The sequence below is a fragment of the Verrucomicrobiia bacterium genome (assembly GCA_026414565.1).
Classification (GTDB): Bacteria; Verrucomicrobiota; Verrucomicrobiia; order Limisphaerales; family Fontisphaeraceae; genus Fontisphaera.
Genome location: JAOAIT010000057.1, coordinates 21,056 through 47,522, shown reverse-complemented (window position 1 = coordinate 47,522; position 26,467 = coordinate 21,056). Strand labels below are relative to the sequence as shown.

Here is a 26,467-nt window from a genome sequence, read left to right as displayed (position 1 = left end):
ACCATCCGCCCCCCGCACATACCCCATCACATTCCCATTCCCATCATAGAACGGAAAATACACCCCCGCATCCGGGCCATGATGAATCACCGTCGCCAACAACCCGCCCACGTTGCAAGCATCGTTCAGAGGAGAGGAATCTTGGGAGATGGGATTTGTCTCCTCCCTGGCCTCATACGTGCCGATGGTTCCCCACGCTTGCATGGTTTCCGGCTGACCCGAAGCCAATATCCACCAAAACCTCTCTTCGTTCAAGGCCATACATGGGGAGAGGGAAATGCAAAGTGCAAAGTGCAAAGTGCAAAATGCAAAGCCGGAGGGGGCGGAGGCGAAGGTGCAAAATGGTGTGCATCAGTTCTGAATGTTAATCCTTGTCGGATTGGTTTGGCTTCGGGGGGGGCCGGAGGCGGCACGCGAGACGCGTGCGTTCCCCGAGACCGAGGGGAAAGGCAGAGGGGGAAATGCAAAATGCAAAGTGCAAAGTGCAAAATGCAAAACCGGAGAATTGTCGCAGGCGAATGTGTAAGAGGGTGAGGATCAGTCCTAATGGTTAATCCATGCTGGATTGGTATGGCTTCGGCGGGGGCCGGAGGCGGCGCGCGGGACGCGTGCGCTCCCCGAGACGGTAAAATCCGTCAGCGGCCAGGGCCGGGGGGTTGGGTGGGTGAAATTGTCTGAGTTGGCGGTTGCACGGGTCAGGTTTTTAGGGCATAAGTGGGGGTATGACAGGCATTGTATTATTGGTGGTGCTGGGGGTGGTCCTTGGGCTGGTGGTGTTGGTGGGGTTGTGGCTCATGGTCACTTACAACGGGCTGGTGGGCTTGCGGCAGAAGGTGAAGAATGCATGGGCGCAGATTGAGGTGCAGCTCATTCGGCGGCACGATTTGATTCCGAACATTGTGAATACGGTGAAGGGGTATGCGGCGCATGAGAAGGGCACGTTGGAGGCGGTGGTGAATGCGCGGGCCAAGGCCACCAGTTGCACGTTGCCGGCGGAGCGGATCAAGGCGGAGGGGGAGTTGAGCAGCGCGCTGGCGCGGTTGATGGCGATCAGCGAGGCGTATCCGGATCTCAAGGCGAATCAGAATTTTCTGGCGTTGCAGGAGGAGCTGACGTCCACGGAGAACCGGATAGCTTTTGCGCGGCAGGCGTATAATGACGCTGTGACGCAGTTGAACACGCGGGTGAAGATGTTTCCCACGGTGTTGGTGGCGGGGATGCTGGGTTTTCAGGAGGAGCCGTTTTTCGAGGCGCCGGAGGCCGAGCGCAAGGCGCCGACGGTGCAGTTTTAATTGATTTGGAGAGTGGATTGCCGAGGCTTGGGTTGTGGACCCTGTTGTCATCCGTTTTGGCCCGCTGACCGTTCACTGGTACGGGGTGTTTATCGTGCTGGCGATGGTGCTGGGGATTTATCTGGCGGCGCGGCGGGGGTTGCGGGAGCGGGTGGAGCCGGAGGTGTTTTACGATTTGCTGCCGTGGATAATTGTGGGGGGGGTGGCGGGGGCGCGGTTGTTGTTTGTGGTCACGTATTGGGAGCAGAATTTCAGCGGGCGGCCGTGGTGGCATGTGGTGGCGGTGTGGGAGGGGGGGCTGGTGTTTCACGGGGGCCTGGCCGGGGCGGCGGTGGCGGTGGTGGGGTTTGCGCGGCGGCGGCGGCTGCCGTTGTGGGTGCTGGCCGATGCGCTGGCGCCGAGTCTGGCGGCGGGGCATGTGCTGGGGCGGATGGGGTGTTTGATGAATGGTTGTTGTTATGGGAGGCCGACGGCGGTGGCGTGGGCAGTGCGGTTTCCGCTGGAGCATGAGACGCATGGGGTGGCGGTGCATCCCACGCAGTTGTACGAGGCGGGGCTGAATTTGTGTTTGTATCTGGGGCTGGCGGCGCTGTATCGGCGCAAGCAGTTTGATGGGCAGGTGTTTGCGGCGTATTTGATCGGCTACGCCGTGCTGCGGGCCGGGGTGGAGTTTTTCCGCGGGGATTATCCCAACGTGGTGGGGGGGTGGATGACGCCGGGGCATTGGACGAGTCTGGTGGTGTTGGGGGTGGGCGTAGGTTTGTATTACCGGCTGCCGCGGGTGCTGGCGCGGCGGGGGGGGCCGGGGGCGGAAGGGTGAGTTGGCCATGCCGGCGGCGTCCCCCATTTTTCTTACCGGCCCCACGGCGGTGGGGAAGTCGGCGGTGGCGCTGGTGTTGGCGGAGCGTTTGGGGGGGGAGATCCTCTCGGTGGATTCCATGCAGGTGTATCGCGGCCTGGACATTGGGACGGCCAAGCCTTCCCCCGCCGAGCGGGCGCGTGTGCGGCATCACTTGATTGATGTTTGCGAGTTGCGGGAGGATTTTAACGCGGCGCGGTTTGTGGCGCTGGCGGGCCAGGCCGTGGCGGAGATGGAGCGGCGGGGGCGGGTGCCGATTTTTTGCGGGGGCACGGGATTGTATTTCAAGGCGTGGCTGGCGGGGCTGGCGCCGTTGCCGGAGCCGGAGCCGGGGTTGCGGGCGGAGCTGGAGGCCACGCCGTTGGAGGAGCTGTTGAAGGAGTTGCAACAGAAGGATCCGGTGACGTGGGCGCGGGTGGATCGGCGGAATCCGCGGCGGGTGGTGCGGGCGGTGGAGATTTTGCGGTTGTCGGGGCGCTCGGTGAGCGAAGCCGCCAGGAATTGGGGCGGGGCGGCGGGAGTGGGGGCGAAGGTGTATGCGCTGCGGCGAGGGGCGGAGGATTTGCGGCGGCGGATCGAGGCGCGGGTGGAAGCGATGTTTGCGGCGGGGCTGGTGGAGGAGACGCGCCGGTTGCTGGCGGCGGGCCTGGCGGAGAACCGGACGGCGCTGCAGGCGATCGGTTATCGGCAGGTGGTGGAGCATTTGCGCGGCGAGCGGGACTTGGCGGCCACGGTGGGGCTGGTCAAGCAGCGCACGTGGCAATTTGCGCGGCGGCAGATGACGTATTGGCGGCATCAGTTGCCGGTGGTGTGGGTGGACTGGCCGGAGGGGATGACGGTGGAGGCGATGGCGGAGCGGCTTATTGAAATGCGGGATGCCGCCGTGTGAAGGCGCCTGGTTCGAGGCGGGCAAGGGCAGGGGGAAGCTTGAAAGCGGGGGTAAAGGACGTATATTGGGTTGGTGAAAGTAACCGCCACAAAATTGGCCCACGACAGCAAAGCCGTGCTGGATGAGGTGATCAAGAAGGGCATGTCAGCCGTTATTGAGCGCCACGGCAGGCCTGTGGCGGAGCTCCGTCGGAAACCCGGTGTGAGCCGGGCTGAATTGACGAGGCGGCTCAAGCATTGCCCCTTCACCAAAGAGGAGACAGAACGTTTCCGCCGGATTATTGAGGCTGCCAACGACGCATATGCCCACGGCGATTGATACCAGCGTTCTCATCCACGCAGAACATGCAGGGAATCTGGACATTCTGCTCCCCCAGGGGGAAGAGGGGCCCTTTTACATTCCGGCCCATGCGGCGGCCGAATTTTTAGCCGGGTTATACCCGCCCGCAACCCCGAGAATGCAGGAAAGAACCAGGCGCTTTTATCAAGAATACTTGCGCGATTTGGTGGATGTGTTTGGGGAGGCTGAAGCGGCGGAGCTTGCCCGGCTAAACGCCGAAATGCGCCGCATGGGGAAACCGTTGAAATTTTATGACGCGGCAATTGCGGCCACCGCAAGGGCGCGTGGTGATAAATTGATTACTTCCGACGATGACTTTGACCGGGTGAGCAACCTGAATTTGATCAAGATTTAGAGCCCACTGTTCCGGAGGCCTGATTTTTCTGGTGGCAGGAAAAGCGTCGTAGCCAGATTGCGCCTTTCAAGGGCCCAACCGTGATTACGGGCCGGTTTGGGGCGGGGATGATTTGGGGGGCGGCGGGACTTTTTCGACGCGCAGGGAGTCCAGGGCGAAACGCACTTCACCGGCGGCCTGGCGCAGCTCGCAGATGAGTTCAAGTTCTTCAAAAGGGGCGGCGATTTCCACGGGGCAAACCAGGGTGGTCCACTGCGGGGCGTGGGTGGTGTAGGCGGTGGGATGGCGGGGATCGCCACTGGCCCGGAGGCCGACGCCCACGGGCGGGCTGGCCTGGGCAGGCTTGAGGGAGGAGATTTTGACGTCGGCGCAAAAGCGGTACTGGCCGGCGGGCAGGGTGACACGGGCGCGCCAGGAGGCAGTGAGCGGTTGGTCAGCGGCGATCAGGAGGGAGTTGGTGCCCTGGGAGTCAGGGCCTTGTTCCAGGCGGGCGGGGGTGGTGTCCTCCTGCCGCCTCCAAGTGCGGAGGGGGGCGGAGTTGCGGGTGAATTTCAAGGTGGCGGAAGGGGGTTCTTTAAGTTGCCGCTCGATGCTGCGGGCGCGCTCCATGATGCGCCGGCGCAAGTCCTGGGCAGGGCCGGCCAGGTCGCGAGCGAGGTGGGCGTAATCCTTGGGGATAGTCTTTTTGATGCGCTGCTCAAGGTGCCATAACTGATTGGTCAGGTCGGCGGCGTGATAAACCCGCTGGTATTTCTCATAATATTGTTGGCGGTAAAGGCGGCGGCCTTCGCCGGTGCGCATGACGGCGAGGGCCAGCATGCCCTGCAGGGGACTGAGCAGCGGACCTTCGGGCTGGCTGAACATCTGGTCGGTGCCGTGGGGCAGGAACACCATGCGCCCGGAGGTGGGGTCGCTGTAGATGCGGTAGTTGTTGCGATTCATGGGGTAGCCGTCCCAGTCCCAGGTCATGTTCTCGATGGCCATGTAATTCATGAAGCGCTCCATATCGAGCACCCTGCACAGCCGCTCCCAGCGGCGGTCCAGGTCTTTTTCCTGGGCGGCGGCCGCCAGGGCCTTCAAGTCGGAATGGTCATCGGGGCCGTTGCCGCAGTCTTTTTCCAGGGGGTCGGTGATGTCCTTGACGAAGCCGCCGTCGTAGAGGTTGCCGGAGGGATCGCGGAAATGCAGGCTGAGGAATTCCTTGGTGAAACCCTCCTTGAGCACGTAGAGGCCCAGTTTGCGGCCGTTCATTTCCACCACCGCATGCGCCACGCGCGGGGCGGGCACGTCGGCGGCGCGGAACATGACGCCGCAAATATATTCGGCCATATAGCTGGGGTCCTGGACGCTGTTGTTGAGGTGGATTTTGCTCAGGCCGTAGAAGGATTGGTTGCGGGTGAAGCGGTCCAAGGAGATGGTGAGGGCGGGTTTGTCGTCCACGTGGCGGAAGCTGCCGGCGGCGCCTTTCAGATGCACGGCCACATCGCGGTAATGGATGTCGCCGTCGAAGAGCTGCGCGCGCACATAACGGCGCGGGTCGCGGCGCAGGGACTCCAGGGCGGAGGGCTCCAATTGGAGGCGCAGATGCAGGACGCCGCGGTTGGTGGTGAACAACTCTTCGCCGGGCTTGAGCTGGGGGGGCCGGCGGGGCGGCGGCTGGAAAGCGGGCGGGCGGTTGGTGGCGGAAATTGCCGGGGTATTGGTTTTAACCGGCTGCCCCTCGGCGGCGCAAAATCCCAGCAGCAGGCCCAGCCCGGCCAGGATCATCCAGGAGCCGGGACGCCGGGGCCAGGGCCGCCCGTGGCGGGAGGGCGGCGGCGATGGAGGCGGCATCAGATGCATCAATGCAAAGACCCTAACACACCGGCGGCTGTTCAAAAAGGGCAATCGGGGTGGCTGGAAAAATGGCGGGGAGGCCGCCTGGGACGGGTGGGGAACGGGGGCGCGGGAGGGAGGAGCTGTTTTTTGAAGGCGGGCAAGGCAAAATATGCAAAACAATGAACAAAGCAAGGTTGGGCAGAAGCGGTGAGGGGGTGCATGATTAGAAGGCGGAAATGGTACGATGGGCGGCGGCGTGATTTAAGAATTGCTAATTCAACGCAGGCCGGAGTAGAATCCGAGCTTTTAAGGCGCCCACCTACGGAAGCTGGCCCGCCGGAGCGGGTGAGGCCAGGCCGCCGGCAGCCGCGCCCGCGCAAGATGGAGCATTTTTATGAACAGACCATACATAACGATTGATGGCAACGAGGCGGTGGCGTATGTCGCGTATCGTTGCAATGAAGTCATGAGCATTTATCCGATCACCCCCTCCTCCAACATGGGGGAATGGTGTGATCAGTGGGCCTCGGAAGGCATTCCCAACCTGTGGGGCACGGTGCCCCAGGTGGTGGAGATGCAGAGCGAGGCCGGCGCGGCGGGCGCGGTGCACGGGGCGCTGCAGACGGGGGCGCTGACCTGCACGTTCACGGCGGCGCAGGGGTTGCTGCTCAAAATCCCCAACATGCTCAAGATTGCCGGGGAGCTGACGCCGACGGTGTTTCACATCTCGGCCCGCACGGTGGCGACGCATGCGCTGTCCATTTTCGGGGATCACAGCGACGTGATGATGGCGCGCATGACGGGCTTTGCGCTGCTCAGCTCGACCAGTGTGCAGGAGGCGATGGATTTTGCGTTGATTGCCCAGGCCTCGACGCTGGAGTCGCGGGTGCCGTTTCTGCATTTCTTCGACGGTTTCCGGACCTCGCATGAGGTGTCGAAGATTGAACTGGTGACGGAGGACGACATGCGGGCCATGATTGACGAGAAGTTGATTCTGGCCCACCGCCAGCGGGCGTTGAATCCGGACAATCCGGTGTTGCGCGGGACGGCGCAAAACCCGGACGTGTTTTTCCAGGCGCGCGAGGCCTGCAATCCGTTCTACCTGGCGTGTCCGGACGTGGTGGAGCGGGTGATGGACAAGTTTGCGGCGTTGACGGGCCGGACGTACAAGCTGTTCCAGTACGTGGGCGCGCCGGATGCCGAGCGCGTGATCGTTCTCATGGGGTCCGGCGCCGAGACGGCGCATGAGACGGTGGAGTACCTGACCGCCCGCGGGGAGAAGGTGGGGGTGCTGAAGGTGCGGCTGTTCCGGCCGTTTGACATCCGCCGGTTCATGGAGGCGCTGCCGCCGACGGTCAAGGCCATCGCCGTGCTGGATCGCTGCAAGGAGCCGGGGGCGTCGGCCGAGCCGCTGCATCTGGACGTGCAGAACGCGCTGGTGGAGGGGCTGGGGGCCGGTTACGGCCAGCTCAAGAGCCTGCCCAAGGTGGTGGGCGGCCGGTATGGGCTGTCCTCGAAGGAATTTACGCCGGCGATGGTCAAGGCGGTGTTTGACAATCTGGCGGCGGCGCAGCCGCGGAATCACTTCACGGTGGGCATCGAGGATGACGTGACGCACTTCAGCCTGCCGTATGATCCGGAATTTTCCACCGAGCCGGATGATGTGGTGCGGGCGATGTTTTACGGGCTGGGTTCGGATGGGACGGTGGGCGCGAACAAGAATTCGATCAAGATCATTGGCGAGAACACCGACAACTACGCCCAGGGCTACTTTGTGTATGACTCGAAGAAGGCCGGGGCGGTGACCATTTCGCATTTGCGATTTGGGCCGCGGCCGATCCGCTCGACCTATCTGATCAGCAAGGCCAATTTTGTGGCCTGCCATCAGCCGGTGTTTCTGGAGCGGTATGACATGCTGAAGCCGCTGGTGCCGGGTGGCACGTTCCTGCTGAACACGCCGTTCTCGAAGGACGAAGTGTGGGATCGGCTGCCCCGGCCGGTGCAGAAGGCGTTGATCGAGAAGAAGGCCAAATTCTACGTCATTGACGCCATCCGGGTGGCGCGGGAGACGGGCATGGGTTCGCGCATCAACACCATCATGCAGACGTGCTTCTTTGCGCTGGCGGGCGTGCTGCCGCGCGAGGAGGCGATTGCGGAGATCAAAAACGCCATCAAAAAGACCTACGGCCGCAAGGGGGATGAGGTGGTGAACAAGAACATTGCGGCGGTGGATCAAACGCTGGCGAATCTGTTTGAAGTCAAGGTGCCGGACAAGGTGACCAGCACGCGCGAGCTGCCGCCGCCCTTCACCGCCAATGCGCCCAAGGATATTGCCAACACGCTGGGCCGCATTTACGGCAACGAGGGCGACTTGCTGCCGGTGAGCTGCTTCACGCCGGACGGCACCTTCCCCACGGGCACGGCGCAGTACGAGAAGCGCAACCTGGCGCTGGAAATCCCGGTTTGGGATGAAACCATCTGCATCCAGTGCGGCAAGTGCGCGGCCATCTGCCCGCATGCGGCCATCCGGCCGAAGGTGTACGAGGCCAAATACCTGGCGGGGGCGCCGGCCACCTTCAAGAGCACGGACGCGCGCGCGCCGGAGTTCAAGGGGTTGAAATACACCCTGCAGGTGGCGGCGGAGGACTGCACCGGCTGCGTGCTGTGCGTGGACGTGTGTCCGGTGAAAAACAAGAGCGACTCGAAGCTCAAGGCCATCAACATGCGGCCGCAGATGCCGCTGCGCCTGACCGAGCGCGAGAACTGGAACTTCTTCCTGACCATTCCGGAGGTGGACCGCCGGAAGGTCAAGGTGTCGCAACTCCGGCAGCAGCAGTTGTTGCAGCCGCTGTTTGAGTTTTCCGGCGCCTGCGCCGGCTGCGGGGAGACGCCGTATTTGAAGATGCTGACGCAGTTGTTCGGGGATCGGATGGTGGTGGCCAACGCCACGGGCTGCTCCTCCATTTACGGCGGCAACCTGCCCACCACGCCCTGGTCCAAGAACCATGAAGGGCGCGGGCCGGCGTGGAACAACTCGTTGTTTGAGGACACGGCGGAGTTTGCGCTGGGCTTCCGGGTGTCGCTGGACAAGCAGGCGGAGCTGGCGCGGGAGCTGGCGCAGAAGCTGGCGCCGTTGCTGGGCGACGAGCTGGTGCGCGGGCTGATCACGGCCGATCAATCCGACGAAGCCGGCATTTACGAGCAGCGCCAGCGGGTGGCGGCGCTGAAGGAGAAGCTGCGCGGGCAGAACACCAGCGAGGCGCGCATGCTGCTGGGCGTGGCCGACAGCCTGGTGCGCCGCAGCGTGTGGGCGGTGGGCGGGGACGGCTGGGCGTATGACATTGGTTACGGTGGCCTGGATCACGTGCTGGCCAGCGGCCGCGATGTGAATCTGATCGTGCTCGACACCGAGGTGTACTCCAACACCGGCGGCCAGGCGTCCAAATCCACGCCGCGGGGCGCGGTGGCGAAGTTTGCCGCGGGCGGCAAGCCGGTGAGCAAGAAGGACCTGGGCCTGATTGCCATGAGCTACGGGTCGGTGTATGTGGCGTCGGTGGCGATGGGCGCCAAGGACGAGCACACGCTGCGCGCCATGATTGAGGCCGAGTCGTACCCCGGGCCGTCCATCATCATTGCCTACAGCCATTGCATTGCGCACGGCATTGATCTGGACCGCGGGATTGGCGCCCGGCAGCAGAAGCTGGCGGTGGAATCCGGGCAGTGGCTGTTGTACCGGTATGATCCGCGCCGCGCCGAGAAGGGCGAGAATCCGCTGCAGTTGGACTCGCCTGCGGCGAAGCTCAAGGTGCAGGATTATCTGATGAGCGAAAACCGCTTCAAGATGCTGATGAAGAGCAAGCCGGAGGACGCGCGGCGGTACTTCGAGCAGGCGCAAAAAGATGCCGAGGCGCGGTGGCAGTTGTATGCCTACCTGGCGGCGCGGAAATATGGGCCGGCCCAACCGGCTGCGCCGGCGGCTTCCTGAGCAATTAACCCGGCGTCGGATTCCCCGGCCTGCGTGGCCGGGGGGTCCCGCCGGGGGCAACCTTAAGCGACAACCCAGAACCGAAACCTGTATGGATCTCTCAACCACATATCTCGGATTGAAACTGCGCACGCCGCTGGTGCCCTCGGCCTCGGTGTTGAGCGAGAAGATTGACAACCTGAAGCTGATGGAGGACTCCGGCGCCAGCGCGGTGGTGCTGCACTCGCTGTTTGAGGAGCAGTTGCGGCAGGAGGCCGGCGATTTGGAGGAGGCCCTGACCCAGGGCACGGAGAGCTTTGCCGAGGCGCTGAGTTATTTCCCCGAGCCCAAGGACTTCAAACTGGGGCCGGAGGAGTATCTGGAGCACATCGCCAAGGCCAAGGCGGCGGTGAAAATTCCCGTCATTGCCAGCCTCAACGGCTCCTCGGTGGGCGGCTGGATTGAGTATGCCCGGCAGATTCAGCAGGCCGGCGCCGACGCGCTGGAGTTGAACATCTACTACATTCCCACCGATCCCCACCAGACGGGGGCGGAGGTGGAGCAGCGGTATCTGGACATCATCAAGGCGGTGCGCGCGGTGGTGAGCATTCCGCTGGCGGTCAAGCTCAGCCCGTATTTCAGCAGCCTGGCCAACATGGCGGCGCGGATTGACAAACTGGGGGTCAACGGGCTGGTGTTGTTCAACCGGTTTTACCAGCCGGACATCAACCTGGCCACGCTGGAGGTGGAGAACACCGTGCTGCTGAGCACGCCGCAGGCGCGGCGGCTGCCGTTGCGGTGGATCGCCATTCTGTACGGCAAGGTCAAGGCGGACCTGGCGGCCACCAGCGGCATCCACACCGCGCAGGATGTGCTCAAGACCCTGATGGCCGGCGCCCGGGTGACCATGCTCTGCTCCGCCCTGATGAAGCACGGCATCCCGCACCTCAAAATCGTCGAGGCCGACATGGCCCGGTGGATGGAGGAGAACGAGTATGAGTCGGTGCAGCAGATGATTGGCAGTGTGAGCCAGAAGAACTGCGCCGATCCCAGCGCCTTCGAGCGCGCCCAATACATGCGCACGCTGCGCAGTTTTGTGCCGTCGCAACTGGCTTGATTCCCAGGGTGTTCCTCCGCGCCCAGCCCGGCCGGGATTCCCGGCCGGGTTTTTTATTCGGCCGGCGGCGCCGGCCGGGCCGGGGTTGTCCCCCTTCCCGGGGTGGGGGCGGGCGCGGCCGGCAATCTTTTTTCTTGTGGCCAATCCGGCCTTTTCCCCGCTACATTCACGCCATGCAAGACCCCTATTCGGCGCATAGCCTGGCGTGGCAGATGAATCGCCGTGAATTTCTGCGGGCCACCGGCTGGCTGGCCGCGGGCGCGGTGGCGGGCCAGTTGGGGGCCGCCGGGGCGGCGCCCAAGACCTTGTTTGGCTCCAATGTGTACGGCTGGACCCAGTATTACCAGCGGGAGAAAAAGCCTTTCAATCTGGATGAGGTGATCGCGGCGCTGGCCGATTGCGGCTACGACTACCTGGAGAATTTTCTCGACGCCAATAATCCGGAGTCCGCCGCGCGTTTTGCGGAAAAACTGCGCGCCCGGGGCATGCGACCGGTGAGTCTGTACACCGGCGCGGCGCTGCATGAGGCCGCCCGCGCGCGGGAGGTGGTGGCGCGGCTGCTCAAATGCGCGGCGGTATGCAAGGAGGCGGGTTTTGAGGCGTTAAGCTGCAACCCGGATCCCCTTGGCCGCGAGAAAACCGAGGAGGAATTGAAGAACACCGTTTCCGCCCTGAAGGATTTGGGCCAGGGCTTGAAGGAGCTGGGGCTGAAGCTGGGCATCCATCATCATCTGCCGGAGATGCAGAATCAGGGGCGCGAGTTTCATTATGTCCTGCGCCAGACGCCGCCCGAGACGGTGGGGCTGTGTTACGATGTGCATTGGGTGTGGAAGGGGGGCCTCCAACCCATGGAGGTGCTGCCCGAATATGGGCGGCGCATCGTGACGTGGCATCTGCGGCAGAGCCGCAACGGGGTGTGGCATGAGGTGCTGGATAAGGGCGACATTGATTACGAGGCGGTGGCCCGCTACGCCCGGGAGCATCAACTGGCCCGGCGTTTCACCGTCGAGCTGGCGCTGGAGGGCAAAACGGAGGTCACCCGCTCGGCGGTGGAGAATCACCGGCTCAGCCTGGCCTGGGCCAAAAAAGTATTCGGCGCATGAAACTGCGCTCCTTCCTGCTGCGGGGGCTGGCCGCCGGCCTGGCGCTGGGCTGGCTGGGGTGCCGCACGCCGCAGCAAGCGGCTTCGCCGGTGGCGGAGGCGCGTTATCCGGTGCGGATCGCCCTGCTGTCCGATGTCCACATCACCCACCGGCTGAAGGAGGATCAGCCGGTGCGCGAGCGGCGGTTGCAGGAGGCCATCGCCGCCGTCAACGCGGAGAAGGTGGATTTGGTGTTGCTGGGCGGGGATTTGACCGAGGACGGCACGGCGGCCGAGCTGCGGGATTTTCAACGGCTGGCGCGGGGGTTTCAGGCGCCGGTGTGGTATGTGCCCGGCAACCATGACATTGGCAACAAACGCCTCGAGGGCAAAAAAGAATCGGTGACCTCGACGCGGTTGCAGCGGTATGAGTCCCTGCTCGGTCCCTCCTGGTGGGTGCGGGAACATGCCGGGGTGCGCGTGGTGGGCGTGAACGGCCCCCTGCTGGGCAGCGGCCTGCCCGAGGAGCCCCGGATGTGGGCGGATTTGGAGCAGGCCCTGGCCCGGACCTCCGCGGTGCCCACGCTGGTGCTGGTGCATTTTCCGCCTTTTCAAAGCTCCAACAGCGAGCCCGGGGGGGGTTACTGGAATTTGGAGCCCTACCCGCGCGCCCGTTTGCTGGGGCTGGCCCGGCAGGGGGGGGTGAAAACCATTTTGAGCGGGCATCTGCATCGCAACCTGACCAATCACCACGAGGGCATCACGCTCCTGACCACCACCACCATTGGCGTGGGGGATCCCAAGAAGAATCCGCCGCGTGGCTGGATGTTGTTGACGGTGGAAAAAGACGGGCGGCTGGGCATCCAGGTGCGCACGGTAAGAGATGGAGCCGCGGCAAGAGAGGGAGCGGCGGCCCCGTCCCGGAACTGACCTGCCACAGCCGGGGGCGGATGGAGTTGGCGGGGTGCCGCCGGAGGGAGATAGTGCTTTTTGGGCTTTTCCCGGCGAACAGCCTTTTCTTGGAGGTTTTTTCGCTTTTTTGCTTTGCGGCCCTCCCCAATTTTGATTACACAAATTGTGAACCCAAAACTTTATAAATTTTTTTCGTATGAAGCGCCTCGCCTCGTTTGTTGTTTGGGGAGTCTCAACGTTTCAATTGCTTCCAGGGAATCAGGCAAATCGGCCGAGGAGTTACTTGCGGCCGGTGCCAACATCATGGCTTGCCCTGGTTTTGGGTGTGCTGTTGCCGGGCCTGACTCTTTCTGCCGGCGCGGCCGGTTACGTGGTCCTGGTCTCCGAGACGACGTGGAGTGATCCGGCCTGGCAGGCGGTGGTGGCGCAGTTGCAAACCAAGCACTCGGCCAGTGTGTTGCGTTATGGCGGCGCGCCGTATCCCGAGGCCACCCGCCGCGCCCTCAGCGCGATGGCGCCGGATTATGTCTGTGTGGTGGCGCAGCCGGCGGAGGTGACGCGCAGCCTGGTGGAAAACAGTCACCGGATGTTGCGGGATCTGGACGGGGACCGGTACACGGATGCGATCTGGGGCATTGTGACGGGGTACGATGCCGCCTACGCCCTGCGGCTGGCCTCGCACCGGGGGCCGTTGGAGGTGCAAAATGCGCTGCTGAAAACCGCAGGCGACTGGCTGGAGTACCTGTATGCCGGCGAGTACCACGCCGAAATGGAGCCGCATGCCTTGTGGACCCGCACTGCCGGCGGCCCGATTGTCCGAGGGCTGGACGCGCGGACGGATGACACGCCGTGGTTTGCGCAAAAGCTCAATGCCCAGGGGGTGGATTTGCTGGTCTCCTCCGGCCATGCCAACGAATACCATTGGCAGTTGCATTATCCGGAGGCGTATCCGGAAGGCTATTTTACGGCTTATCAGGGGCAGTTGATGGCGCAGGACGCGCAGGGGGGCCTGCACCCCATTGTGAGCACCAATGCCAAGATCTATTACGCGCCGGGCAATTGTTTGATCGGGTTGATCCCCGAGGGCAGCAACCGCGATTATTCCATGGCCCTGGCGTGGCTGGGGAGCGGAGGCGCGGCGCAGATGGCGGCGTATGTGGCGGACACTTGGTTTGGTTATATGGGATGGGGGGTGGCGGAGTATTTCATCAAAGCGCAAGGCCGCTTCACCTTTGCCGAGAGCTGCTACCTGATCAACCAGGCGTTGCTGTTTGATGCGGCGCAGCAAACCCCCGGCTTGGATCCGGCGGGGCTGGCGTATGATCGGGATGTGTTTGTGCTGTACGGCGATCCGGCCTACGTGGCGCGGGTGCGGGCGGTCACCCTGCCGGACTACCAACAAACCTTAACCGGTTTCACCAATGGGGGGCGGATGGAATATACGCTGAACATCCGGCTCAACCGGGCGGTCAATGTGGCGCGGCCGGTGATCGCCCTGCTGCCGAGGCGCATCTATCAACCCACGGTGGAGGACAATGCCGGGCGCCCGGTGGAGGTGGTGGACAACATGGCGCTGGTGCAGCTCTGGCGGGAGGGCGAGCCGGATTTGGTGGCCGGGCAGCAGTGGACCCTCCGGTTCTCCGGCAACTTGACCAATACCATCCCGCCCGCGGTTTCCGAGGTGCAACTGGCCATCACCGCCCGGACGTATGTGGGGCCGGCCTGTTTCCTGGGCGTTTCGCCGGTGGATTCCCGCGTGTTTGGCGCGAAGTGGGAAATGCCGATGGAAGGGGCGCGCATTTTGGAATTTGATCCGGTGACCCTGGATTCCCGGGTGGTGGCGCGGTTTGGCACGTGCCACGGCGATGTGGTGGTCGCCAGCGATGGCCAGCGGCTGTTCACACCAGATTATTATTATGACAACATCAGCATGGTGGATTTGCGGAACACCAACCGGGTGCTTTCCCAGATCAACCCGCCGCCCGGCAGTTGGCCAGGCCGCATTACCATCACGCCGGATCGGTCCCGGGTCATTTTGTCGGTAGGCGTGGATGGCCGGAATTATGACATGGGCAATGACGGGCTGGCGGTCTATGACATTCGGGATGGGGCCTTTGATCTGGTGGGGTGGGTTCCGCTGAACGACGAGCCCCATTCGCTGGAGCATGGCTGCTCGCCCGATGGGCGCTTTCTCTATTTGCTGGCCCGCCCGCGCCAGTCGTCCGCCATGCAGTTATATGAGGTGCGGGTGGAGCCGCCATGCGGGGTGGTGCGGCAGATGTCCCTGCCGGTCAATATCGCGTGCAATTTTTCCGGGGTGGTGTGCCACGGAAACCGGGTGATTTTTGGCGATAATTTCAACCGTAAAATCTGGGAGGTCAACCGCGAGACCTGGACGCTGACCGAGCATGACGTGGATTTTGTGGCGGCGGACATGGTCCTGCATCCCAACGGCCGATATTTGTTTGTGCATTCGCCCTCGGCGCAGAGCGTGATTGTGCTGGATGCCGAGACTCTGCGGGAGGTGGGGCGCTCCGAGCGCCACGGGGAAGAGACCGGCGATCTGGAAATCAGCGCCGACGGCCGCCGGTTGTACCTCTGCTGGCGCTACCTCATTGCCATGGACATCATCCTGCCGGAAACCGGGGGGACGGTGCAACACGCCCAGGACTTCGCGGCGGCCCCGGGCTGGACGACATCGCATCCGGGCAGTGTCGTCTGGGATGGGGCCGTGGGCGTCCTGCGGGGCACCTTGACCAACCAGCAGGGGACGACGGCCTTTGTGCCTCTGCCGGAATTCAATCCGAATCGTTCCTGGCATTTGGAATGGGAGCTGATGGTGGAATCGTGCGAGTACGGCGCGGGACTGACGTTTGGTTTTTGGGATGAGGCGATGAACATCGTGATGCCCGGCTCGGCGGCGATGGAGATGGGCCACATGGATTGCGGGCGCGGTTTTTTGTTGTACGGGGGCGGGGTGGGCCGCAATCAATGTGCGCCGTCATGGCAGGAGGGATTGTGGTATCGCTGCCGCCTGTTTTACGATGCCCCGCATGACCGGCTGGCGCTGCACGTGCTGGAACGTGACACGGGCACGTTGGTGGGCTTTTTGGATATGCAGGTGGAGGCTTTCCCCCCCGGGATGAAGCGGTTGGGCATCAGCCGGGCCCACCTGGCCGGCACCGACGGCTGGGGGTTGGGCGCGGCCAGGGTGACTTACCGGCTGGACAACCTCCGGCTGTTTCAGGAGCCGCCGCCGTCGCCGGTCGGGGTCTCCGTGGCCATGGTGCCCAGTTTGGCCATCCAGGGCGTGGTGGGGCGAAGGTATCAGGTCGAGTTCACGACGGATTTGCAGTCCAACGCGCGCTGGCAGGTGTTGACCAACCTGACGCTGAGCACCACGCCGCAGGTGTTGATGGATGCTTCCGGCGTGGGCCAGCCCCGGCGGTTTTACCGGGTGCTGCCGGTGGAATAAAAGGCGCCTGGGGGGCGCTCGCGGCTTTGGCGGGGCCTGCGAGCGGTTACTGGGCGCCCTTGACGCGCATTTTCAGGCCATAAACGGCATCGCTGGCGGTGATGAAGAGGAGGTTGCGCTCCCGGCCGCCGAAGGTGACATTGGCGGTCCAGCCTTTGGGCACGTCAATCTGTTCAATTTTCTGGCCGTTTTTGTCGAAGACACTGACGCCGCGGCCGGTGAGATAGACATTGCCTTCGTTGTCGAGGGTCATGCCATCGGAGCCCAGCTCGCAAAAGAGGCGTTTGTTGGTGGGCTGGCCGTTGGCATCCAGGTCATAGACATAGGTGCGGCGGGCGCCGATGTCGGCGACGTAGAGCGTCCGGCCGTCGGGGGTGCCGATGATGCCATTGGGCTGGCGGAGATCATTAATCACGCGCGTGACGGTTTTGCGGTCGGCGCTGACCCGATAAACGTGCTGGCCGTCCTGCTCCATGTCGCCCCGCTTCCAGTAGGGGCGCTTGTAGAGGGGGTCGGTGAAATAAATCCAGCCCTTGGGATGAACCCAGAGGTCATTGGGGCCGTTGAGGAGCTTGCCCTGGTAATCCTTGACCAGCACGGTGTGCTGGCCGTTTTTGTCAATGGACCACAGCTCGTTTTTTTCATCAGCGCAGGCCAGCAAATGGCCGTTCAGGTCAAAATAAAGGCCATTGGCGCGGCCGCAGGGCTGCAGGAAGGTGGAAAGCCGGCCGTCCACGCTCCATTTCATGATGCGGTCGTTGGGTTGATCGGTGAAATACACGTTGCCTTCGGCATCGGCGGCGGGGCCTTCGGTGAATTTGAAACCATCTGCCAGCAGCTCCAGCTTGGCGCCGGGGGCGATGATTTTGCTTTCGGCGGCATTCAGGGCCAGGGCCGTCAGGAGGACCAGACCCAGGGCAGGGAGGGACAATGCAGGTTTCATGCGGGCAGCATAGGTCGAAGCGGGGCTTTAGGCAATGGGGGAATGCAGCCGGTGCGGGATGGGCGGTTGGGGCGGGGCAGATGGGCCTGCTGGAATTATGGGCGTGGGCCGCGTTACTCGCCGAGCAGATGCACCACTACGCGGCGGCGGTGCGAGGCGTAACGGTGCTCCCAGAGGTAAATGCCCTGCCAGGTGCCCAGGGCGAGCCGCCCCGCCACGATGGGAATGCTCAGGTTGACCGCCGTGAGCGCGGTGCGGACGTGGGCGGGCATGTCGTCATCCCCTTCGCAGGTGTGGCGGAAAAGGGGATCGCCATCGGGGGCGAGCCGGGCCATGAAGCGCTCCAGGTCGCGGCGCACTTCGGGGTCGGCATTTTCCTGGATGAGCAGCGAGGCGGAGGTGTGCTGCAGATGCAGGGTGGCCAGGCCGGTGGTGAGGCCGCTGCGCCGCACCAGCGCGGCCACTTCGTCGGTGAACTCATAAAAGCCGCGGCCGCGGGTGGGCACGGTCAGTTCATGCAATTCCTGGCGCAGCATGGGGGGATCAAGGTTGCGCGGTCAAGGCTTTGAGTTTGGCCTCCAGTTCCGGGTGCGGGGCCGCGCCGCCGGCGAGGGCTTTTTGGTAATGCCACTGGGCCAGGGCGGGGGAGGGGGGTTGTTGATGGGCATAGACCCACGCGAGATTCAGGTGGGCGGAGGCGAGGGAGGCGTCGAGTTGCAGGGCCTTGCGAAAGGCGCTTTCGGATTCGCGCACCAGGCCCTTTTTGCCCAGCACGAAGCCGAGGTAATTGTACACGTCGGCGCGCTGGGGATCGCTCTTGAGCGACTGGCCGAGGGCGGCGATGGCGTCGTCGAGGCGCCCCTGCTCAAAACGCAGAATGCCCAACTGATAAAGCAGGCCGGCGTGCTGGGCGTCGGCGGCGAGGCCTTGTTGAATGGTCTGCTCGGCTTCCGCCAGCTTTTTCTGGTCAAGCTGGACGGCCGCCAGTTGATGCAGGGCCTGCAGGCTGGGGTTGGGCTGGCGGGCGGCGCCGGCCAGTTTCTGCTCCGCTTCGGGGAGGCGGCCCGCCTCGGCGTGCCGGCGGGCTTCGAGGAAGACCTGGGTCAGGGCGGCGTCGGCCTTGGTGGGCTTGGCGGGCGGCTGGGGGCGGGTGGGCGGGGCTTTTAACAGGGCCAGCTCTTCGGGGCTGAGGGGGACACGTTTGATTTCATAGGCCTCCAGGCGGGCGCGCAGGGAGAGCATCTGCCGGTTCAAATCGTCGGCGGCGGTGGCGCGCTGGCGGAGGGCGTACAAATCGCGCTGGGTTTCATTGAGTTTTTTCTGGAGCTGCTCGCGCTCATTTTCCAGCTCCTTGAGCCGGCGGTTGTCACGGCTTTTGCTGCTGGAGGCGCGCTCTTTTTCGGAGAGGAGGGCGGCGAGGCGGGTTTCCAGGATTTGCTGTTCCTTTTTCAGGGCGGCCAGTTGCTGCTCGCGCTCCTGCTGGGTTTGTTGGGCGGCCAGCAGTTCCTGTTCGAGGCGGCGGAGGCGTTCCATATCCTGAGCGCGCAGGCGCTCGTATTCGGTCTGGGTGGCTTTGAGCCGCTTTTCCAAATCCTGCCGGGCGGATTGCAGGACCTCGCGCTCGCGCTGGAGGGTGGCGGTCTGCTCCTGCAGCGCGGCGGCCTTTTGTTGGAGGGCGGCCAGTTGTTTTTCGGCCTCCGCCAGCCGCGGGTCCTGGGGCGGCGGGGCGTTGGTGGCCTGCTGAAGCTGGCGGGCGAGCAGCTCCTTTTCCTGCTTCAATGCTTCGAGGGCGGACTGCAGGGCGGCCTGCTGCTGGCGGGCGCGTTCCAGTTCGGCGCCGCCCTGTTCCACCTGCGGGAGGAGGGCCTGGAGCCGCTGCTGAAGCTCAAACAACTGTTTTTTCAGGCTGAGGTTTTCGGCTTCGTAGGAGCGGGCCAGCGCGTTCTCCGGGGTTTGCTTTTTCAAACTTTCCTGCAGGGCCTCTTTTTCCTTCTGCAGCGCCGCCATTTGCGTGGTGGTTTCCTCCAGTTTCTTCTGGGTGGCGGCGAGGGCCTCCTGGGCCTTTTTCAACTCGGCGGGATCCACCTTGTTGCCGGCTTTGGCCTGTTCTTCGGCCACTTGTTTTTGCAGGGCCTCCTTTTCCCGCGCCAGTTGTTCGGCGGCGGCGCTTTGGCGGGCAAGCTGTTCTTTGAACGTCTCGAGCTGCCGGGCCAGTTGCCGGGCGTTTTCCGCCTCGGCCTGGCGCTCGGCCCGGGCGGTGGCGGCGTCGGCTTCGGCGGTTTGCAGCAGGCGGCGGACTTCGGCCAGGGCGTCCTGGGATTTGCGGAGGTCTTCGGCGGTGGGGGCGGCGGCCAGTTGCGCCCGGGCCTCCACCAGTTGTTGTTCGACGGCGGTTTTTTCGCGGCGGAGGTTGTCCATGGCCTCCTGGGCGCGGGCCAGTTTCTGCTCGGCCTCGGCCAGGGCGGTGCGGGAGGCTTCGGCCTGGCCTTTGCCGCGGGATTGTTGTTCCTGCAATTGGGCGCGCAGTTGTTCGCGCTCCTTTTGGAGGGCGGCGGTCTGCTCCTGTTGTTTGTCGAGGCGTTGCTGGGTTTCTTTGAGGGCGCGCTGCAGCTCGTTGAGTTTTTCGGGCGGCACGGCCCGGGCGGCACGGTCTTTTTCCTGTTGCAAGGTGACCTGCAGGAGATCCCGTTCTTTTTCCAGGTTGCGGATGCGCTCCTCGGCGCGGGCCAGTTCGCGGGGGTCCGCGCCGGCCGGCTGGGCGGAGAGGGCTTCGCGCAATTTGGCCTCCAGCAGCAGCCGGTCACTCTGCAGTTGTTTGACCTGGGCGCGCAGGGTTTCCAATTCTTCAGCGGTGGCCGGCGGGATGGGCGCAGGAGAAGGGGCGGGAGCGGCGGGTGCCGGGGCGGGGGTGGGAGACGGCGGCGCAGCGGGCGGCGCGGGCGCGGCCGGGGTTTGCTCGGCGAGGGCCTTGATTTTGCCGTTCAAGTAATTCAGGCGGTAGGTGACCACCTTGTCATTCCAGCCGGGGAAATTGGCCTGCAGGCGCTGCAATTCCTGCAGGGCCAGGCGGTACTTGGGCAGGGCTTCGGCGCCCCGGCCGCTTTCCATGAGTTGATCGCCCTGTTGAATGAGATCATAAACCCGGACGTACTGCTCCTCCGGGCTGGCCAGAAGGCTGGCCGCCAGCAGCACGCCCAGCCACAAGGTCAAACATCTACGCCAACTGCTCATGGCCGCAGCTTAAGCCAGAAAAGGGGGGCAAATCACGCACAAAGAACAGGCGCAAGGGGGCGTGCCCTGGGCGTGGGGCCGGTTTGGGGCCAGGGCGCCGGCTTACGGGCCGTTGGCTTCAGCCTGTCGGCGCAGCGGTTGTCCGGGGGCTTCCGTCAGGAGGGTCAGGCGGGCGGGGAGCTCCTGTCCGAGGACGCGGAGCGGCGTCCCTGTGGCATTGACCACCACGAGCCAGGTGCGCGGGCCGTCCCGCAGCCGCGCGGCGAGGGCCAGGTTTCCTGGCACGGCCTGGCCGGCGGCGTTGGAGACGGGCAGCAGTTCCACCTGGGGCGGCTCCGGGGTGTTGACGGCCACCGCCCAGGCGAGCGCGGCCTCGCGGGCTTGGAGCCGGGTGACCACCATGGGCACGCGGTCTTCGGTGTGCGCCCCCACGCCGGTGCCGGTGAGGTAGGTGAGGGGACGGCCGGCCGGGGCGGAGACCCAGTGCAGGGTCTGGCCGGGGCCCACCGTCCAACGGAGGCGGAGGCCCTGGTCGCGGGTGAGGCTGCGGGTGTCCCGCCAATAGCTGTAGCCCGGTTTCTGCGGGGGCGAGAACGGTTGCGCCCCGGGCGGCGGCTCCAGTTGGCCGTGGTTGTAATAGGCGAAGTCGAGGGTGTGCTCGCGGGCCGCGGAGACCTGATCCAGAAACAGCAGATGTTGGCGGCCGAGGAGGGCGATGGTGCGGCGAAAGGTCACGCCGTCGTAGATGTCGCCCGCGACGGCCGTCACGGCGGCGAGGTCGTTGGTGGCGAAGAACGCCTCGCATTTGCCTTCGGCGGGGCGCTGGGAGGTTTCATCCACGGTGAGGGTGTTGTGGGCGATGGTGGTGCGGTACCAGCCGGCCTGGATGGGCACGCCGTAGTTGGCGGTGCCGGGGTCGGGGGCTTGAATGCGGCCCAGGGTCCAGCTCACAAAGGCCAGTTTGTCCGGGTGCCCGTGTCCGCCGCCGTGGGGGCCGTAGTCGAGGCAGAGCCAGAGGGCGTTGGTGCCGGTGCCGGCGCAGAGCACGGCGTTGCCGGTGGCGGGGTGGTTGCCGCTGCGGGGCGCGAAGTCGCGGGGGGGACCGAGTTCAGTGCGTCCGGCCAGCAGGGCGTGCTCGGATTGGCGGGGGTAGCGGCTCAAGATCACGGCGTAGGCCGGGTCCTGGTAGCGCGCCCAGGCCAGCTCGTAGAGGTGGGCGGCCTGGAGGACGGAGACGGTGTGCGAGTCATTGAAGGCGGGCAGTTGGAAGTCCGGCATGCAGAGGCGCAACGGCGCGTCAAACATGCGTTTGAACTCGGGGCCGTAGAGAGGGATGCCGCAATGAAAGGCCGCCTCGGCCAGCGGCGCCAGGGCGGCCATGGTGTAGAAATGGTAGCCCCAGGCATTTTCATACCAGGGGCCGTCGGCGCTGACGCCCCGGGCCATTTGCGCGTGAAAGCCGCTGGGGCCGTGGAGGGCCTCGTCCACCAGCGCCATGTCGCCCAACAAGAGGCCGGTCATGCCCACGGCGGAGTTTTTCCAGCATTGAATGTTGTGGATGCCCATCTTGTGTTCACGGATGAGGCGGGTGGCGGGGAGGAGCAGTCCGGTGGTGAGCTGCTGGCGCTCGGCGTCGGTGAGGGTGCTCCAGACGGTATCGGCGCCGCCCAGGAGCGTGATCAGCCAGGTGGATTCATCCAGCGTTTGGGGGCCCACCTTGCCGCCGCCAATTTTGGCTTCGCCGCGGATGTCGTGCAGCGGATAGCTTTCATATTTGGCGGCGTAGGCGAGCAGGATTTCCCGGGCCTTGGCGGCATAGGCGGGTTTGCGGGTGATTTGATAAACGATGCCCAGCTCGCGGGCGGCCGTGGCCAGGCGGTTGTGCTCGGTCATCAAGACTACATCGTCATAGGGATAACCGGTGAGCACCTCGCCATCCACCGGGCAGACATGGCGGGAGGGGCCTTCCTGGCGCAGGCGGGCGCCGTGTTTGGGGCAGGAGTAATAATGATACCACTGGCCGCCGCGCGGTGGGAGCTCGATGGCGCGCGGGAGCCAGCCGTCGGCCCGCGCCTGCAACTGGTGGAAAAAAGATTGGGCCCATGGTTGCTGCGCGATGCGCTCCTGAATCACCGGCAAATCCCGGGCGGTGAACAGCAGGCGCGGATGCGGCGGCAGGGATGGGGCGGCGGGCAGCGGGGCGGCGGCTGGAAGGTTGGCGGCCAGCAGGAGCAGGCCGGTCAGGCAGGCAAAGCAGGTGGTGCGCATAGCTGAAATGATGAAGATGGGACGGCGCGGGGGCAAGGGGTAATGCAGGAAGGGCGGGGCGGCGGGACCAATCGCGAAGCGGGGGCGGGCGGTGTGGATAATTATCTTGCGCCGGGCCGGGCCAGCCTCCATGTTGGCTGGCAAGCTTGCGCGAGTGGAGGCGCGGGCCGCGGAAGGCAGTGCGTTATGTCGGGCATCCAGGAATGGATTTATCATTGGACGGAAGGCGCCGGGAACCGGTCGCTCAAGTTTGTGTTGTTGCTGCTCAGCGTGGTGGGGCTGGCGGCGGTTTATGATGTGCGGGTGTGGCGCAACTTTGAACAGCCGGACACGATGGAGCTGGCCCAGTTGGGGCGAAATCTGGCCCGGGGGGAGGGTTACGTCACCCGCTCGATACATCCGTTGTGCGTGTATTTGCTGCAGAAACAGGCCGTGGTGCAGGCCGAGGCGGCGCGGCGCAAGCTGCCGGCGGATGAATCGCAATGGACCGCCGAGCAACGGCAGGCATTCGAGGCCGTGCTGGCGCCGGCGCGACTGGGCGGGCCGATGCCGGAGGTGCGGCATCCGCCGGTTTATCCCGCGTTGCTGGCGGGGCTGATGAAGCTGTGGCCGCTGGACGAGGTGATCAGCGGCGAGGGGCGGCCCACGCGGCATCTGCCGGAGCTGGCGATTGTGCTGCTGAATCAGGCGCTGTTTTTCGTGCTGGTGTGGCTGGCGTACACACTGGCGCGGCGGTTGTTGGATGAAAACGTGGCCTGGCTGACGGCGGTGGTGTTGATGGGGACGGAGTTGCTGTGGCGATTCAGCATGAGCGGCGGCTCCACCCTGCTGGTGATGGTGTGGGTGCTGGCGCTGGTGTGGTGCCTGGTCTGGATGGAGCGCGGCGCGGAGGAGTTTTGCGGGGGCTGGCGCATGGCGGGGCTGGCGGCGCTGACCGGCCTGGTGTTGGGGGCCGGGGTGTTGACGCGGTATGCGTTTGCGTGGCTGGCGGCACCGGTGGTGGTTTTTTTGGTGGCGCATCTGGGCGTGCGCCGCTGGCTGGCGCTGGGGGTCACGCTGCTGGTGGCCGCCGCGGTGGTGGCGCCGTGGCTGTGGCGCAACTACCAACTGACGGGGGCCTTTTTTGGCGCCGCCAGTTATGTGGTTTATGAGGGCACGCCCAGTTTTCCGGCCACCACGCTGCCGCGTTCCCTGCAGCCGGACTTCACGCATGTGGAGGCGCTGGATTTGCCGCTCAAGCTGGTGCAGGGGCTGCGGCAGGTGGTGCCTCAGGATATGCCGCAGATGGGCGGCACGTGGGTGAGCGCGTTCTTTCTGGTGGGGCTGTTGGTGCCGTTCCGGCGCCCGGTGTTGTCCCGTCTGCGGCTTTTTACGCTGCTGTCGCTGCTCTTTCTGGCGGCGGTGCAGGCCCTGATTGCCTCGCCGCGGACCACCGGCCGCGAGGTGTCGCCGGAGAACGTGCTGGTGTGGCTGACGCCGCTGGTGGTGATGTTTGGGGTGGCGCTGTTTTACACGGTGCTGGATCAGGCGCGAGCGGCGGTGTGGGAGGCGCGGCCGCTGTTTGTGGGGGGCTTCATTCTCATCGCGGTGGCGCCGCTGGTGGTCAAATTGCTGCCGCCCCGCTCGCCGATGATGGCGTATCCGCCTTATGCGCCGCGGGTGATCCAGGCGGTGTCCGCCTGGATGCAGCCGGAGGAATTGATGATGAGCGACATACCGTGGGCGGTGGCCTGGTACGGCCAGCGGACGTGCTGCTGGCTGCCGTTGAACTCGGAGGCGGACTTTCAGGCCATCCACCGGCAGCATCCGGTGAAGGCGCTGTATTTGACGCCGCAAACGCTGGACAACCGGTTTTTGACGCAATGGGTGCAGGGTGAGAACCAGGGTTGGGGCATGTTCATCGCCCAATGTCTGCTTCGGCAGGAAGTGCCCACGGGTTTTCCGTTGAAACATGCCTACGCGGATTTATTCCCGGAGCAGTTGTTTCTGACCGATCGCGAGCGGTGGAAGGCGCCGGCCGCGCCCTAGGCCGGTCCTCACCGCCTCCCGTTTCCGTGCCATGGGCGGGCCTGCGTGTGGCCGGGCCATTGCCGTGTGTTTTTGAGTGAATTTCGCCCGGCAGGTGTCATAAGATGGGGTCTCGAAAGAACGCGCATGAGCGTGGAAGCAACGACAACCAATCCCGTCCAGGAACGGAAAAGCCTGGGCGCCGAATTGCGCCAGTTGGGGGCGGAAATTCTGGCGGCGTGGGCGCAATTTCCGCATCGGGAATTGTTCTGGGGGTTGTTGGGGGTGTGGATTCTGCTGTTTCACCTGTGGGGCAACAGCACGCTGGGTTACATCAAGACGGGCAGCCTGCTGGGGTGGATGGTGCATGCGTATGAGTGGAATCCGGAGGATCAGCATGGTTTTTTCATTCCCCTGCTGGTGCTGGTGCTGCTGTGGTGGAAGCGCGAGGAATTGCTGCCGCTGCCCAAGGCGCCGTGGTGGCCGGGGCTGGGGCTGCTGGGGCTGGCAGCGGGGCTGCACCTGCTGGGATATCTGGCGCAGCAGGCGCGGATTTCCATTGTGGGCTTCTATCTGGGCATCTATGCCATCACCGGTATGTTGTGGGGCTGGCGCTGGTTGAAGGCCACGGCCTTTCCGTTTTGTTTGTTCATTTTTTGCGTGCCGGTGGCCTCGCAAGCGGAAAGCCTGACCTTTCCGCTGCGGCTGGTGGCCACGCAGATCACGGTTTGGATTTCGCACCATGTTTTGGGGGTGCCGGTGATTCAGAACGGGGTGCAGATATTTGATCCGGCCGGGCGGTTTCAATATGAGATTGCCGCCGCCTGCAGCGGCATCAAGAGCCTGACGGCGCTGACCGTGCTGACGATGATTTATGGGTTCATGTTTTTCCAATCGTTCTGGCAGCGGGCGGTCATTTTGCTGGTGGCCATTCCCGCGGCCATTGTCAGCAACGTCCTGCGGCTGGTGATGATCGTCGTGGCGGCGGAATTGTTTGGGCAGGCGGGGGGGAATTACGTGCATGACAGCGCTTGGTTGAGCCTGCTGCCGTACGTGGTGGGTTTTGCGATGGTGTATGTGACCGGGCGGTTGTTGACGCCGCGGCGGCGGGCGCCGGCGGCCGGAGTTCCCGAGACGGCATGAAACAGCGCGCATGGCAGGTGTTTGTGGCGGCCCTCGTCCTGATGGCGGGGACGGGCATGTTGTTGCAGCGGGCGCAGACGCGCCAGCATTTGGGCGCGCCGGGGGTGAAGCTGATTCCGGAACCGACGTATGCGGAGGATGGGCGGGTGGTGATGCCGCAGAGCATCTTTTTGCCGCCGGAGGTCATGGGGGCAACCTCCACCTCGGTGCCGGTCAGCAAGCTGGAGCTGGAATGGCTGCCGGCCGATACCACCTACGGGCGGCGGTTGTATGCCTGGCCGGACGGGCGGCGGCTGCTGGTCAGCGTGGTGTTGATGGGCAGTGACCGGACCAGCATCCACAAGCCGGAATATTGCCTGAACGGGCAGGGCTGGGAATACAAGGCCAGCGACACCGCGGTGATCGAGGTGCCCATGCGCCGGCCGGTGGAATACCGGCTGCCGGTGATGAAAGTGCAGTCCACCAAGGTGATGGAAACGCCGCGCGGCTCGGTGACGTTGCGGGGGATGTACCTGTACTGGTTTGTCACGGATCGTGAAATGTCCGCCCTACACACCCGGCGGGTGTGGTCGCAAACCTGGCACATGTTGCGGACGGGCGAGCTGCAGCGGTGGGCCTACATTTCCCTTTTCACCACCTGCGCCCCCGGCCAGGAAGACGCCACGGTGCACTGGATGACCCAGTGGATTCAGGAGGCGGCGCCGCAATTCCAGGTGCCGCCCGCCGGGGTGGACACCCGTCACGCCCAGGCCGTTCCGTAGGCCTGGGGGGGAC

Annotated in this window: 18 protein-coding genes and 1 pseudogene; 13 read left to right on the top strand and 6 right to left on the bottom strand. The window is 64.4% G+C overall.

The genetic code is table 11. The features are described 5' to 3' along the window. A partial coding sequence (locus tag N3J91_13915; GenBank protein MCX8157518.1) for a hypothetical protein occupies positions 1 to 204 on the bottom strand: 204 nt, incomplete at its 3' end. Between the two features lie 518 nt (positions 205 to 722). On the opposite strand from N3J91_13915, the gene N3J91_13910 reads away from it, so the two are divergent. The 5 genes from N3J91_13910 to N3J91_13890 all read left to right on the top strand — a co-directional run bounded on the left by N3J91_13910 (position 723) and on the right by N3J91_13890 (position 3,734). Continuing rightward, positions 723 to 1,292, top strand: coding sequence for a LemA family protein (locus tag N3J91_13910; GenBank protein MCX8157517.1), 570 nt, complete (start codon positions 723 to 725; stop codon positions 1,290 to 1,292). A 34-nt stretch (positions 1,293 to 1,326) separates the two neighbouring features. Further along, positions 1,327 to 2,112 carry a prolipoprotein diacylglyceryl transferase gene (lgt, locus tag N3J91_13905; protein MCX8157516.1) on the top strand — a complete coding sequence of 262 codons (786 nt, stop codon included), beginning with the start codon at positions 1,327 to 1,329 and terminating at the stop codon, positions 2,110 to 2,112. A gap of 7 nt (positions 2,113 to 2,119) precedes the next feature. After that, on the top strand, positions 2,120 to 3,040 hold the full coding sequence (miaA, locus tag N3J91_13900; protein MCX8157515.1) for a tRNA (adenosine(37)-N6)-dimethylallyltransferase MiaA: 921 nt from the start codon (positions 2,120 to 2,122) through the stop codon (positions 3,038 to 3,040). Positions 3,041 to 3,112: 72 nt separating this feature from the next. Further along, positions 3,113 to 3,358, top strand: coding sequence for a hypothetical protein (locus tag N3J91_13895; protein ID MCX8157514.1), 246 nt, complete (start codon positions 3,113 to 3,115; stop codon positions 3,356 to 3,358). Next, complete coding sequence (locus N3J91_13890) at positions 3,342 to 3,734, top strand: PIN domain-containing protein (protein MCX8157513.1); 393 nt, start codon at positions 3,342 to 3,344, stop codon at positions 3,732 to 3,734. Before N3J91_13895 ends, N3J91_13890 begins: the two co-directional genes overlap by 17 nt. Before the next feature lie 84 nt (positions 3,735 to 3,818). Here the strand turns inward: N3J91_13890 and N3J91_13885 are convergent, their stop codons facing one another. Next, complete coding sequence (locus N3J91_13885; GenBank protein MCX8157512.1) at positions 3,819 to 5,567, bottom strand: CotH kinase family protein; 1,749 nt, start codon at positions 5,565 to 5,567, stop codon at positions 3,819 to 3,821. A gap of 379 nt (positions 5,568 to 5,946) precedes the next feature. On the opposite strand from N3J91_13885, the gene nifJ reads away from it, so the two are divergent. The 5 genes from nifJ (at position 5,947) to N3J91_13860 (ending at position 16,101) form a co-directional block, all read left to right on the top strand. Further along, on the top strand, positions 5,947 to 9,537 hold the full coding sequence (gene nifJ, locus N3J91_13880) for a pyruvate:ferredoxin (flavodoxin) oxidoreductase (GenBank protein ID MCX8157511.1): 3,591 nt from the start codon (positions 5,947 to 5,949) through the stop codon (positions 9,535 to 9,537). Positions 9,538 to 9,628: 91 nt separating this feature from the next. Then, positions 9,629 to 10,633, top strand: a complete 1,005-nt coding sequence (locus N3J91_13875; protein ID MCX8157510.1) for a dihydroorotate dehydrogenase-like protein — start codon at positions 9,629 to 9,631, stop codon at positions 10,631 to 10,633. Positions 10,634 to 10,806: 173 nt separating this feature from the next. Next, positions 10,807 to 11,736: a sugar phosphate isomerase/epimerase gene (locus N3J91_13870; protein ID MCX8157509.1), complete on the top strand. Its 930-nt coding sequence runs from the start codon at positions 10,807 to 10,809 to the stop codon at positions 11,734 to 11,736. After that, a complete protein-coding gene (locus N3J91_13865) occupies positions 11,733 to 12,644 on the top strand; it encodes a metallophosphoesterase (GenBank protein ID MCX8157508.1) in 912 nt (303 codons plus the stop codon). Before N3J91_13870 ends, N3J91_13865 begins: the two co-directional genes overlap by 4 nt. A gap of 301 nt (positions 12,645 to 12,945) precedes the next feature. Then, positions 12,946 to 16,101 carry a hypothetical protein gene (locus tag N3J91_13860; GenBank protein MCX8157507.1) on the top strand — a complete coding sequence of 1,052 codons (3,156 nt, stop codon included), beginning with the start codon at positions 12,946 to 12,948 and terminating at the stop codon, positions 16,099 to 16,101. 46 nt (positions 16,102 to 16,147) lie between these two features. Here the strand turns inward: N3J91_13860 and N3J91_13855 are convergent, their stop codons facing one another. From N3J91_13855 to N3J91_13840, 4 genes are all read right to left on the bottom strand, one after another. Then, positions 16,148 to 17,044 (bottom strand): SMP-30/gluconolactonase/LRE family protein, encoded by an 897-nt coding sequence (locus N3J91_13855; protein ID MCX8157506.1) that lies wholly within the window; start codon positions 17,042 to 17,044, stop codon positions 16,148 to 16,150. A 113-nt stretch (positions 17,045 to 17,157) separates the two neighbouring features. Then, a complete protein-coding gene (locus N3J91_13850) occupies positions 17,158 to 17,580 on the bottom strand; it encodes a secondary thiamine-phosphate synthase enzyme YjbQ (protein MCX8157505.1) in 423 nt (140 codons plus the stop codon). Positions 17,581 to 17,587: 7 nt separating this feature from the next. After that, positions 17,588 to 20,275: a tetratricopeptide repeat protein gene (locus N3J91_13845; GenBank protein ID MCX8157504.1), complete on the bottom strand. Its 2,688-nt coding sequence runs from the start codon at positions 20,273 to 20,275 to the stop codon at positions 17,588 to 17,590. 102 nt (positions 20,276 to 20,377) lie between these two features. Then, the gene (locus tag N3J91_13840) at positions 20,378 to 22,543 is read right to left on the bottom strand and encodes a heparinase II/III family protein (protein MCX8157503.1); all 2,166 of its coding nucleotides are present in this window, start codon (positions 22,541 to 22,543) and stop codon (positions 20,378 to 20,380) included. Between the two features lie 597 nt (positions 22,544 to 23,140). Between N3J91_13840 and N3J91_13835 the strand changes: the two are divergent. The 3 genes and pseudogenes from N3J91_13835 (at position 23,141) to N3J91_13825 (ending at position 26,454) form a co-directional block, all read left to right on the top strand. After that, positions 23,141 to 23,578: pseudogene (locus N3J91_13835) on the top strand (glycosyltransferase family 39 protein). A 1,119-nt stretch (positions 23,579 to 24,697) separates the two neighbouring features. After that, positions 24,698 to 25,693 (top strand): exosortase/archaeosortase family protein, encoded by a 996-nt coding sequence (locus N3J91_13830; GenBank protein MCX8157502.1) that lies wholly within the window; start codon positions 24,698 to 24,700, stop codon positions 25,691 to 25,693. Then, positions 25,690 to 26,454, top strand: a complete 765-nt coding sequence (locus N3J91_13825; protein MCX8157501.1) for an exosortase-associated EpsI family protein — start codon at positions 25,690 to 25,692, stop codon at positions 26,452 to 26,454. The genes N3J91_13830 and N3J91_13825 overlap by 4 nt, the downstream gene beginning before the upstream one ends. The last annotated feature ends 13 nt before the right edge of the window (positions 26,455 to 26,467 follow it).